General features: G+C 49.5%; 9 protein-coding genes, 1 other RNA gene and 1 pseudogene. 8 read left to right on the top strand and 3 right to left on the bottom strand.

Annotated elements, in window-relative coordinates; all coding sequences use genetic code 11:
• Positions 1-483: 483 nt before the first annotated feature.
• On the bottom strand, positions 484-1,695 hold the full coding sequence (locus DB48_RS06230; protein WP_041509406.1) for a porin: 1,212 nt from the start codon (positions 1,693-1,695) through the stop codon (positions 484-486).
• A 233-nt stretch (positions 1,696-1,928) separates the two neighbouring features.
• Positions 1,929-4,315 (bottom strand): annotated as a pseudogene (locus DB48_RS06225) (DNA polymerase II).
• Between the two features lie 162 nt (positions 4,316-4,477).
• On the opposite strand from DB48_RS06225, the gene dinG reads away from it, so the two are divergent.
• From dinG to DB48_RS06195, 6 genes are read left to right on the top strand one after another with little or no spacing between them, the layout of a single operon-like run.
• Positions 4,478-6,550: an ATP-dependent DNA helicase DinG gene (gene dinG / locus DB48_RS06220; protein ID WP_041509405.1), complete on the top strand. Its 2,073-nt coding sequence runs from the start codon at positions 4,478-4,480 to the stop codon at positions 6,548-6,550.
• A gap of 8 nt (positions 6,551-6,558) precedes the next feature.
• The gene (locus DB48_RS06215; RefSeq protein WP_041509404.1) at positions 6,559-7,332 is read left to right on the top strand and encodes a sulfite exporter TauE/SafE family protein; all 774 of its coding nucleotides are present in this window, start codon (positions 6,559-6,561) and stop codon (positions 7,330-7,332) included.
• Positions 7,329-7,991: a primosomal replication protein gene (locus tag DB48_RS06210; RefSeq protein WP_041509403.1), complete on the top strand. Its 663-nt coding sequence runs from the start codon at positions 7,329-7,331 to the stop codon at positions 7,989-7,991. Before DB48_RS06215 ends, DB48_RS06210 begins: the two co-directional genes overlap by 4 nt.
• A gap of 9 nt (positions 7,992-8,000) precedes the next feature.
• A complete protein-coding gene (locus DB48_RS06205; protein WP_041509402.1) occupies positions 8,001-8,690 on the top strand; it encodes a DUF2057 domain-containing protein in 690 nt (229 codons plus the stop codon).
• Positions 8,691-8,697: 7 nt separating this feature from the next.
• Complete coding sequence (locus DB48_RS06200) at positions 8,698-9,600, top strand: histone deacetylase family protein (RefSeq protein ID WP_041509401.1); 903 nt, start codon at positions 8,698-8,700, stop codon at positions 9,598-9,600.
• A 51-nt stretch (positions 9,601-9,651) separates the two neighbouring features.
• Complete coding sequence (locus tag DB48_RS06195; RefSeq protein WP_041509400.1) at positions 9,652-9,936, top strand: late competence development ComFB family protein; 285 nt, start codon at positions 9,652-9,654, stop codon at positions 9,934-9,936.
• 297 nt (positions 9,937-10,233) lie between these two features.
• On the opposite strand, the gene ffs is transcribed toward DB48_RS06195, so the two are convergent.
• An RNA gene (ffs, locus tag DB48_RS19840) (signal recognition particle sRNA small type) lies at positions 10,234-10,330 on the bottom strand.
• A gap of 350 nt (positions 10,331-10,680) precedes the next feature.
• On the opposite strand from ffs, the gene DB48_RS06190 reads away from it, so the two are divergent.
• Positions 10,681-11,208 (top strand): hypothetical protein, encoded by a 528-nt coding sequence (locus DB48_RS06190; RefSeq protein WP_041509399.1) that lies wholly within the window; start codon positions 10,681-10,683, stop codon positions 11,206-11,208.
• A 549-nt stretch (positions 11,209-11,757) separates the two neighbouring features.
• A complete protein-coding gene (locus DB48_RS06185; protein WP_041509398.1) occupies positions 11,758-12,336 on the top strand; it encodes a recombinase family protein in 579 nt (192 codons plus the stop codon).
• Positions 12,337-12,758: the final 422 nt, after the last annotated feature.

Raw genomic sequence — 12,758 nt, 5'->3', positions numbered from 1 at the left:
AAACAACAAGATAATGATTTGAATATATTTAACCACCCAACAGGCCATACTAAATTAAGAGAGTGTTTAATTAGGTAAAATCAAACTAAATAACGGTAAGATGTTAAATGTCTGTAGCTGTAACAAAGAGGCTTAATTGTAAGTTCACGCTGCTCATTGGGCAGAACTCATATTTTCACGTAAAGAATTGATTACAAATTAAGCAACCAGTGAAGATTAAATCGCTGTCTCCTTTCGGAAAAGCCTATTCGGCCATGACGCACTATCGTTAAGAGCAGACAATGAGGTGAAATGCTAACGCTAAAATAGACACATCTTCGCCATAGTGAACAAAGAGACTCAAGTTAAATGGTAAGGCAAACTAATACTGGATTATCGCCCCGATCCTTAACGGGAAAAACTTTTTGACTGAACATAAAAAAGCGCCCTATAGGCGCTTTTTTGTTGGCTTATTCAAGCTTTCATTTCTACTTACAGTAATTATTACAGCGTGTAACGAATACCGATCGCTACACCGTCTTCTTCTAATTTCGCCTGGGCCTCAGCATCGGCACCGTCGAACTCACTGAAGTCTTTACGGCCTTCAACATAGAGTACTGTGTTGGCATCCCATACATAATGGAGACCGACCACAACGAACTGACGCTTGAACGAAGAATTAGGATCGACATTGTTTGGTTGAATCACATAGTCCTTACCCGCATCTAAGACATTGTAAGAAACAAAGGGACGGAAGCCGTTATCAAACTTGTACGAGAACAGGGTTTCGACACCGTAAGAGTCTTTGATCAGACGACCCAGGTTATCGGTATCATGGTTCTCGTTTTTGTTGAAGTTAGCCGCGCCATAGAAACCTTCACCGTCCCAGTTACCCCAGGTCGCACCAACACCATAAATCACATCTATGGCGGTGATCTGCTCAGAGGTCTTTCTGAAGGTGACATCAAACTCACCACGGTTGATACCAGCGGTGACAGAAAGTTTATCGTTTACCTGGTAGGTAGCAGAAGCACCATAGGTGTAATCGTACTCAACTTCCTCTGAATCTAACACGGGATCTTGGCTGTCCCAGCGCTCTTTACAGTCTGTCGGCAAGTTAGGATCTGCTTCGCAGGTATAGAAGGTATCGTGCTTGAGCTGCACCTGAACGGCAAAGCTTAGATCGCCAATGCTGTTACGGTACTGTACAATCTTGTCACCACGACCCACACCGTTTACCGCGCCATCGGCCTTGTTGTAGGTATATACACCCGCAGCATTACCATCCCATACGAAGCCATAGTTGGTGTTATAGACGACGTCATACCAAGCACCCCACTGCTTACCTATGGTCAGGCTACCATAGAGATCATGGGCAATACCGACATAACCTAAACGGTTGTTAAGAAAGTCACCGCTCTTAGATTCGAAGTTACTCTCGCTGCTGTATACGATTTCGCTGTTACCGAATGGGTTAACTCCCCACTCCAGCTTAGTGAAGGCCTTCCAGCCGTCGCTCATCTCACGAGTAAATCCAAAATTGATCCGTGATGCACCGTTAACCACTTCAGTTGAACCTTGAGTGTTAATAACACGGGCATCAATAAAACCACCAATTTCTACCGCATTTTTATCGTCTTTATAGATCTCGATAGCGGATACAGCGGGGACAAAAATGACAGCCGCTAACGCTGTTGCTATTACACTCTTCTTCATCTGTTTGTCTAACCTTTTGTTATGTTCAGTCTGCTTTATCTTTTTGTGCTACATTCCGTTGTTTTATTTCGTTCCAATTTCAGCTAAAGACTAGCAAAAGATTAGCATTCCCTCAAAGACGAATATCACAATAACGGCGCTATTTTTCACCAATTTAACTTAAGAATTCCCGAAATCTCAGACTTTACACCAAGCATTAACAATTCATCACTATCTCAACAACCAGAAAACAACTAAATTAACGACATTTGCTTGGCCACAAGATTATTGAAACTAGTGTTTAAAATTGAAAGTATGGGATCAGAAATAGGCGCTATCTGTTTATCCAGATAATATTGATAATCGATCTTTCCAAGACGATGCTGTACAGGTTCAGCACCATTTTGAGTCATCAGATAACTTATCTTTTCGCCCCGTTTACCATGGCTATCATCTCCGCTTCGCTGACACCAGAGGGTCGCTGCCTTAACGTGAGGCGATGACTTTGCAGTATAGTCTTCTATGTTGCGCCTAAGGCGTTTGGAGAAGATTAATTTATCGTCCAGCTCGCCCTGCTGCAACGCCTCGACGATCTGCTTTAAATAACCGAGCACATCCTGCTTGGCAAAGAGCCGATAATAAAGCTCGGCCTGCACCTCGCGCGCCAAGGGGCTCCAGTCACTCCTTACCTGCTCCATCCCCTTAAAAACCAACTTGAGACTGCGGTCATCCTGCTGGTACGCGCCGACATAACGCTTCTTAGAACCCTCGGTTGACCCCCTCAATGTCGGCATAAAAAACTGCTCGAAGTGACGTTCATATTCAAGCTCTAGGTAACAGTCTAGCTTAAAGTCCTGCTTGAGCTTGCGTCGCCATTTTTCGTTGATCGATGCGACAAGTTCCCGCGCAAAGGCATCGATATCACCAACGCGCTCTGGCGACGAGATATGCACAAAGGTCGAATCGGTATCACCATAGATGACGGTCAATCCCTCTGCTTCAATCCATTGCTTGGTCTGTTTCATGATCTCATGGCCCCTAAGGGTTATCGAGCTGGCTAGGCGCGCATCGTGAAACACACAGCCGCGAGAACCCAGCACCCCATACAGGGAATTCATGATGATCTTTATCGCCTGGGAAAGGGGCGCATTGGCATCGCGCTTCGCCTGCTCCCGCTTGGCCGACAAACTGGCGATAAGTTCAGGCAGGATGGGAGAACTACGGCTAAACTGCGCCCCGAGAAAGCCGGGGACGGTATCGCTCTCTGCTTTGGAGCCTTTTGCACCTTCCTTTAATCCTTCCACCAGTCCCTTAGGATCGATGAGAAAGGTTCTGATGATCGAGGGATAAAGGCTCTTAAAATCGAGCACCAATATGTGCTCATAGAGACCGGGTTTAGAGTCCATCACATAGCCACCCGGACTCTCTATGCCATCGCTTATCGGCACACTTGGCGCCACATAACCGGCGCGGTGCAGATGCGGCAGATAGAGATTATTAAATGCCGCCACCGAGGCGCCGACACGGCCAAGCTCTAAACCTGTCAGGCGAGAGCGTTCCATCACGAAGGCCAGCAGGTCCGTTTTTTCGAAGATCTCCCACACCAGGCGACAATCGGTAATATTGTAGTGGGCCAGCGCCGCCTTATCTTGACGAAACAGCATCGCTATCTCTTCTGCCCTATGGCTGACATCATGAATCGCCTTGCCTTCACCAAGCAGTTCCCTGGCGACAGACTCCAGGCTAAAACTCTCAAACTGATAAAAAGCCGCCTTTAACCAATCTATGCCATCGAGCACCACCCGCCCGTGCAAGATTAAGGTCTCCGGCCGATACTTGTTGTCGACACGCCACGAAAGCTGCGAACCCTGCCTGCCCAGCGTTAGCGGAATATTGAGCGCCTTGGCCCTGCGATACAAAAGTCCAGGTCAAAGGTGATTACAGCCCAACCTATGATGATGTCGGGATCATGCAGCCAGAACCAGTCCAACAAGGCCTTAATAAGCGCCGCCTCATCTGCCACAAGCTGAAGATAGTCTGGCGGCGACTCACACGCCTCCCCTACCATAATCACCTGTTTGTAGGGCTCGCCGCTAGCCGATTGTCCATACAGACCCACGCTAAAAAGCTCGCCATCCATCGCACACTCGAAATCGAACGAAACCACCGACAGCTTAACCGCTAAATCGCTGCGTCTGGCCCGCTCGGCGATCAAGGTGGGGATCGTCTGCGGTTCACTCAGGCAAGGACTATGGGAACTATTCAGCCAGCGGCCGATAAACTCGACGTCTAATGCGATATAGCGCTCGATAAGATAGCGTTGCTCGGCCCTGAGCTCAGACTCATACAGGGCGATCCCCTTGTCAGTAGCCACACGGCTTAGGTGTCTAAAACTCTGATTATTAGCAAAATAGAGCGCGCTGACCGGCTCGTCGTCGAAGGTGGTTAAATTAAGCGCCTCGCTGCGTAAGCCACTCTCTTGGTTGCCATCGAGCAAGCGTAACTCATCCTGAGTCCGGCAAAAGCAGATCCGCTCGCCGTGAGGCACGATCACCCGCAGCGGCCCGTCGGCCGTACAGAGGTAATAATGTAATTCGCTGCCTAGGTGGTGACGGGTTAAGATCCGTCCCTTTACACTCAAAACAGGGGTGTTCAAATCATGCAAGCTTTACTGTTTTCCAATTTAATTCAACACATTAGGATTGTTGACGACAAATAAGTCGTGAATTCCTCACATCAACTCTTCTTAGGCTATGTAATCACTGTTATTATGTACAGCATTATTTGCCAGACATAAGCCTTCATGTTATCTGCCGACGTTAAAACCCAGATCCGCACGATTTACAAAGATATTGCCGCCGCCCTGCCTAACTTCAGATCGCGTCGGGAACAAAATTATATCGTCGCAGAGATCTCCAAGACACTTGCGGGTGAATATGACAAGCACAGGCGTATCATAGTGGTCGAGGCTGGCACTGGCATAGGTAAGTCGCTGGCTTATATCTTAGGCGCGATTCCACTGGCATTGGCCAGCAAAAAAAAGGTCTGTATCGCCACGGCAACGGTTGCCCTGCAGGAGCAGCTGCTCAATAAGGACCTGCCCTTCTTCTCCAAGCAATCTGGGCTTAACTTCACCTTCGGTCTGGTAAAAGGGCGTCAGCGCTATGTCTGCCTCTCCAAGCTAGAGATGCTGATCGGTGGCGATGACGGCACACAGATGGCCATGTGGCAGACCAAGCCCGACCATAGTCAGGTCGAGCTACTGCAAAAACTGCTCAAAGATTTTCATGAGGGTCGCTGGAACGGCGAGCGCGATACCCTCTCTCAGCCGCTACCGGATCATCTGTGGCAGCAGATCGCCTGCGATAAACACAGCTGTCATCGACAGCTCGCCAGCCACAGGCACTGCCCTTTCCATAAGGCCCGAGAAGATGTCGACACCTGGGATGTGCTGATCGCCAACCATAGCCTGCTATTTGCCGATCTTGAGCTGGGCGGCGGTGTGATTCTGCCCGACCCGGAAGAGCTCTATTATGTGATCGACGAGGCCCATCACCTGCCGTTGGTGGCTAGAGACTTCTCGAGCGCCCAAGCCACTCTGAGGGGCGCCATTGACTGGCTGGAAAAGGTCGGCAAGACCAGCGCCAAACTGCAAAATCAACTCAAGAGCAACCACATTATTGCCCCCGCTCAGGCCATGTTGGATCACATCAACGATCTCACCAGCCTGCTTACCAGCGTCGCGCAATATTGCGATGGCCAGGCGGCAAAATTTGATAACCCTGAGCGGCGCATCCGCTTCGAGCACGGCAAGCTGCCAGCAGCGCTCACCATGCTGGCCGAAAACCTGGCTACCGCATCCAGCAGCGCCCTCAAGCAATTTAACAAGATGCTGGCCCTGCTCAACGAGGCGATTAAGGATGGCGAACTGCCTAAGCACCAGTCAGAACAGCTACTGAGTGAGACAGGCTTCATGTTGCAGCGCCTTGAGAACTTGCAGAAGCTGTGGAAGATGATGGCCAAGGAAGACAGCGCCAAGGGCGCCCCCATGGCCCGCTGGGTAGAGCATCTTGTGGGCAAGCAGAGTGACTATCTGTTTAATGTCTCCCCTATCGAAGTGGGTTATATGCTCGAAACCCTGCTGTGGGAGAAGGCCGCCGGCGTGGTGCTCTGTAGCGCCACCCTGAGGGCACTCAACAATTTCAATCACTTTACCCATCAGGTGGGGCTCTCCATCAATGATGGCAGTCGCTATCTTGCCATGGACAGTCCGTTCGACTTCCAGCAGAACGCCACCCTCTATCTGCCCAAGATGCAAACCGAACCCACGGACGATCGTTATACCGACGAGCTGGCGGAGCAGATCCTTACCCTTATCGATGGTGAGATGGCCACACTGGTGCTGTTCGCCTCCTACTGGCAGATGGAGAAGGTGGCCGATCTGGTCCGAAGCAAGATTAAGTCGCCGCTGCTTATCCAGGGTGAGGCGTCCCGTCAGCAGCTGCTACAAGATCACAAGACACGCTGTGACAATGGCGAGGTCAGCATCATCTTCGGTACCGGCAGTTTCTCCGAGGGTCTCGACCTTCCCGGTGACTACCTGACCAACCTTATCATCACTAAACTGCCCTTTGCCGTCCCCACCTCACCGGTGGAACAGGCGCACGCGGAATACATTAAGGCAAAAGGGGGAAATCCCTTCTTACAGCTGACTATCCCCGATGCTTCACGTAAATTAATCCAAAGTTGTGGTAGATTACTGCGTAAAGAAGAGGATTATGGCAGGATCACCATATTGGATCGCCGCTTAGTGACCAAACGCTACGGCAAGTCTCTACTGGATGCCCTGCCCCCCTTTCGACAAGTCATTGAATAGGAATACCATTGGATCTATTACTCGACCCAGGTAGCTGGGCGATTCTTGCTGCGACCGGCTTTATCGCAGGTTTTATCGATGCCGTCGCCGGTGGCGGTGGCCTACTGTCGATCCCGGCCCTGCTCACCATAGGCATTCCGCCACACACGGCGCTGGGTACCAATAAGCTGGCCGCCAGTTTTGGTTCCTCCATGGCGGCCTTTACCTATTATCGTAAGCAGTTTTTTACCCCCAAGTTTTGGTATCACGCCTCCATTGCCACCTTCATCGGCGCCGTAATAGGCACCTTTGTGGTTTACCTGATCGACAATCAGTGGCTAGAAAAGTGGCTGCCGCTGTTTATCATCGCCGTGGCCGTATATACCTTACTTAAACCTAACGCCATGGGCTGCCCCAGCTATGAGCCGCCGGTAAAAGCACCCTCCAAATTTAAGCAGTGGCGCCAAGGGCTACCACTTGGTTTCTACGATGGATTCGCGGGCCCGGCTACCGGCGCCTTCTGGACCATTAGCAGCGTATCCCAATATCGACTGCCGGTGCTTAATAGCTGCGGCCTTGCCAGGGCCATGACCCTGATTAGTAATCTCACCTCCCTGAGCGTGTTTCTGGTATTGGGACAGGTGAACCTGATGGTCGGTCTGTCGATGGGGCTTTGCATGATGCTCGGCTCATTTATCGGCGCCCGCACCGCCATCAAGTTTGGCGTCCCCTTTATTCGTCCTCTGTTTATTAGCATAGTGATACTCATCGCCATTAATCTGGCATGGGGAGCCTGGGCATGAAGACAAATGAACTTATCCATCGCCTGCGAGTCCAACTGAAACAGTTAGAGCAAGAGGTGCTGCAACACGACAGTCAATTGCCTAAGGGGCAGCGCAAGCTGCTACAAGATACCGAGCGATTTAATGAAAATCTGTTTAATCAGACGGGCGCGCACCTCTCTCCCTGTATAGATCAGCTCAGTAAGAAGATCGCTCAGCTCGAGAAGCTGCTCCAAGGCAATATATCGGCGACCACCATCACCCTGGCCTGTGAGGGCATTCAGGACAGGTTTACCGCCTTGAGGCGGGCCCTGAATACCACGACACTCGGGGTGAAATCAGCCGAGCAACAGAAAGCCTCGCGGATCGCTCATGCGCGTAAACGTCGCCAGAAGAGCCATGCCCAGAGTGGATTTAGCTGGATCGCCGCCGGTGTGATGAATAACAGCCACCAGCTCTATGAAGAATTGAACAAACATATGAACTGGGTTCACACCTTTGAACAAAAAATTGCGCATTTGCAATCTAAGCTTGAAAACTGTCATAGTGCTGACAAAATTGCACTGCAAAATGAAATACTTTTGGTCCACCGCCGCTTAGGCAAGTGCCGACAAGCTATCAGCTATATAGAAGATCGTATTCAGGCGTTCGAACGCCCATACAAGCATCAGAATCGTTAAGGAGCAACAATGAAATCAATCAAGCCAATCACCGCTTTAATCGCTCTGCTTGGTGCCTCATCGGCAATGGCTGCCAACCTCACCATCCCCATGGCATTCGAATACCTTGCCCTAGATGGCAAGAAGGTAGAAGGCAGCCTGTTTAATCACAAATCTGATCTCGAGTTAAGCCAAGGCACACATAAAATTGCTATCCGTTACCACGACATGGTGCAAGATGACTTCAGCGATAGCGAAAGCTTTGTGAAATCATCTCCCTTCATCTTAACCCTGGCCGTCGATGGCGACTATGACTACCGCTTGCAACCGGCCGAAGGCGAGATCATCAAGCAGCCCAAATCGTTCGCCAAGTCACCCGCCGTGGTGATCAGCCGTGTCGATGGCGGCGTTGTTAACTACAAGGTTACCCAAACTGATATCACAGAAGACAGCTTCGTCAGCAAGCTGTTTAATGGCAACTCGGGTCAGGATATCGAAACCGCCGCCGCTGCCGCGACCGGTGCAGGCGTCGCCGCGCAAGCAAGTGCCCCGGTACCGCAGGCAGGCACTGTCGAAGCCGTTACCCTACCCGCTACATTGCCGGCCAACCCGAGTGCAAGCGATGCCGATCATGCTCAGCAGATGTTGCAATACTGGTGGTTGCATGCCGACGAGAAAACTCGTAAAGAATTTATGAGCTGGGCAATTAAACAGCTGTAAATCCTAGATGGTACCACTCGTCTATCACGCCAGCTATTCACAGCTGGCGTTACCCCAACACCACAGATTTCCCATCACTAAGTATCAAGCGCTCTACCAATACCTGCTGGATAAGCAGATAGTCGACCCAAGTGCGTTCCACGCGCCCCAGGCCGTTAGCCTGGATTGGCTTAAATCGATCCATTGCCCGGACTATGTCAGCCAGTTTATCGAGCAGCGCCTGCCCGATAAAGCCGTGCGCCGACTGGGCTTTCCCCTGAGTGAGCGGCTGACCCAGCGCACACTCTACTCTATAGGTGGCACCCATCTGGCCTGTGAGCTGGCAGCAAAACACGGCGTAGCACTGCAACTGAGCGGTGGTTATCACCATGCCCACTATCAATTTGGTAGCGGCTACTGCGTATTCAACGACCTGATCTCTGCCGCCCTACACGCCCAAACACTAGAGGGGATAGATAGGGTGCTGATCTTCGATTGCGACGTGCATCAAGGCGACGGTACGGCCGCCATGGGTCAGGCTCATGACGAGATCTACACCTGCTCCATTCACTGCCAGGAAAACTTCCCGGCTCGAAAGCAAACCTCAGATCTCGATCTGGAATTACGCCGGGGTGTCGCCGACGATGAGTATCTTGAGGCCGTGGCACAAACCTTAGAACTCGCGCTGCGCCTCTATCAGCCGGATCTGATTATCTATGACGCAGGCGTCGATGTGCATCAGGATGACAGGCTAGGCCATCTCGACATCACCACAGAAGGGATCTACCAAAGGGACAGGCTGGTGCTGGAAAATGCCAAGGCGGCCGGCATTCCCATCGCCTGCGTCGTCGGAGGCGGTTACAACAAGGCGGTAGAGGTGCTCGCCGAGCGCCACGCGCAAGTTTTTATTGCCGCCCATGCCATATGGTAGCAAACTAGATTATGCTTAGTTAAACCACAACGGAGCCTGAGGGAGAGACCTATGCAACTGGAAATTCGCAATTATTACGAAGTGTTGTTGATGGAGATACTGTCTGATGAAGGATTGTTCGACGAGCTACCCGAAGACTATCTTGCCGATCTCTGCTGCGTAACCCTAAACCAACTGCCGGTACGTTACATACGTCACCTGGTCGATACCTACTTCTTCGAGGACTATAACGAACTCAAGCAGATGAAGGAGGAGATCCAAACCGCACTGGAAAAATCGCGCGCCTTCTTAAAGTCCAAACTGCCCGAAGAGCAAACTCAAACGGAAGAATCCTGAGACTGCCAAGGTAAGAGCTAAGCTGTTGCAGTTAGCCGTTAGCAGTTAGCAGTTAGCAGCAGGCTATTTGTCTCTGGTGACCAGTGACTTTCTGGTTTCCCGCTTCCCCAGAATATCCTAGTGAGCATTGAGTACGACGCTGTGGATACGACAATACGCGCATACCAGATGCCATGACGAGATTGAAACAGATAGGGAGGGTTTTTAGATATCCTATTTATCATCGAGTGTACCACCAAGTGTATCACCTGAGGTATTTCTGAGTTAACTCGTTGATAATAGTTGAGATTGGAGGTTCCCCTAGAGCCACACCCCGGCACATGAGTCGCCTGCTGCGGTTGCTCCCTTCCGGGCCTGGCCGAGTTCACAAGTTATCATTGCGGGGGGACCCTAGGGTCAGCGTCCATTAACTAATTCAGAAACACCCCAAATTGGGTTAAGTTGTTAATGTCGCATTACGTGTATCACTTGATAAAGTTAGCGTCAACCTCACTGCAAGCCGCACGAACAACATCTCAAAGACCTCACTTAACCATCTTCTCTTTCAAAAGCCGCCCAAAAGGAATCCATAGCACAGTGCTGAAACCAAATCGTACATATAATAAACATCAAGTGATGTGAGATTATTTTTTGAACTTTGTGACTCAGGTCTAAGTAATTGAAGAATAACTGCTTGTATAAATTGCAATCAGAAATGATGCCCCCATATCTACCCTGAACATTCACAACACGAGGCACAATTACATGGCTATTGCGTTCGAGAACCTAGACCCAACCACACGAAACTATATGCGAAATGAAGTCAATCTAGATTTAGAGCAAGACCGAGTATATCGCAGTAGGCATCTCAATACTGGCTTTAAGGATGCTTGGGAGGACGCTCTAATTGAAGCTGTCACCACTAATGATGACGCCTGGCTTGAGCAGCAAGTTGAATCACAGAATATGCTGAAAGACACATACCAAAAGCGTACTCCATCAGGAGGAATGACTATTGCAAAGGTACCTGTAAATGCAGCTCAAACATTAGCAGAGGGCGAATTTAACCGTTATTACTGCCGAGGGTTGTGTGCCAGAGCTATTGAAGAAGGGAAGCAAGTTGAAGTATACCGTGGAAAGGCAGTACAAAATGCACGTAGCGCTTCCGTAGCCATGATAGGTAGAGTAATCAATCCAGCAGAATTACTTGAAGACCTTAGAGCTAACCCCCTCGATACAGCCCTTGGTTTACCTCCGGGACCTAACTCAGGATTAACAATCAAGCTTGTATAAATTTTCCGACTAAGCTGTATCTGGCAAGTCCGGTACAGCTTTTTCTATCGTAGAACACAGCAGTATGTCTTCAAATAAGAAAAATTCCGAGACTAACTTTATTTAGTTGTTAATGCCCCTCTTCGTCACCTCTCGAGGTTGGCAATAATAGTTGACTCCTACAGAGTTAAGCACTTCATTTAACAACAGCAAACATAGTCTTCCTTGGAAATTGCTACAGTGAGCAAAAATAGACCAAATAAAAATTATCAAAAAATTGTTTGAGGCCTTCTATTTGGAATGCCTCCTCTAATTCCCCCCCTGCCCCTCGTCCCCCCTTTCGAATCAAGATACCAAGGCACGCCTTTGCTCAACCACAACTGTTGTTACCTTTGACCATTCACACTAACGCGACCAATATCCAGACCATTGGATGAGGAGGTTCAACAAACCACCGTTTAATGACACCCGACAATGAGAGAGCAATCACAGTCCAACAACCTAGGGAGTTGACTTGTTGACACCAACACTTATAGTTGGCACCAATTGTTGATACCAAAGGAAAGGATTATGAGAACATTTGCTTATTGCCGTGTATCTACACTTGAGCAGAATGCAGAGACACAAGCCCACCAGCTAAAAGAGAAAGTACCTGAACTCAGGCCTGACCGAGTGATTAGTGAGTCAATCTCTGGTGGTGTAATGGCAATGGAACGCCCCGAATTTAAGAACCTAGTTGAGAACAAGCTTGAAGCTGGTGACAAGTTGGTAGTCTTAAAGCTCGACCGATTAGGCCGCAATGCTATCGATGTGCTCTCAACGATTGAGTTACTGACCAAGAAAGGGATTAGCGTCCAATCGCTAGACCTTCCAGTCTCGAACCTAAACTCCCCAGAAGGTAAGCTCATGCTCTCGCTAATGACAGCCTTTGCTGAGTTTGAGAAGGATAGGATCAGAGAGCGCACCAACGAAGGTCTACAACGCGCAAAAGCAGAAGGTAAGAGACTGGGTAGACCTATGGCTGACTCAACCGTACAAGCCGTTTTAGACGCCAAAGCTAAAGGGTTATCACAAGCTAAAGCGGTGAAAGCAACAGGCTTATCGTTATCTACAGTTAAGCGCTATTGGAACGGCAGAAAGGCCTCTTAATAACCTCTGGAAAGACAATGAGCAAGGACGCTCTAAAGGCCACCAAACCAAACGATTACGCTTAACCTACATCACCTTACTGTCAGCCCTTTATTTCTTCACCATGGATCATTTAGAAGGCTTATTACAAGCTCATTCTATTAGGCCCAATGAAGGCAATGACCTCTTTGGGAAATTGCAAACCCAACAGGCAAAATGACTTGCCCATGTAATACGCGACGCACACACGATGCTTTAAGACTTACCCCCCTCTGATTAAGCCTGACTGACAGTCATCAGCTTTTAAAGCGCAGGAGGGAGATAAATGCATTATGAGGTTAGACCTCTCCCCCTTAAAGAACTCAAGCCTGCGTAACAAATATGGCCTTCTTCAACCAGCTTTGCTGTCCGTCACCCTGTTAATGCTTCCCTCCGAGCCCCCC

The organism is Shewanella sp. cp20 (assembly GCF_000832025.1).
In the GTDB taxonomy this organism is placed as follows: domain Bacteria; phylum Pseudomonadota; class Gammaproteobacteria; order Enterobacterales; family Shewanellaceae; genus Shewanella.
Note: the sequence above shows the minus strand (reverse complement) of the source record. Positions and strands in the feature narration are given on the sequence as shown.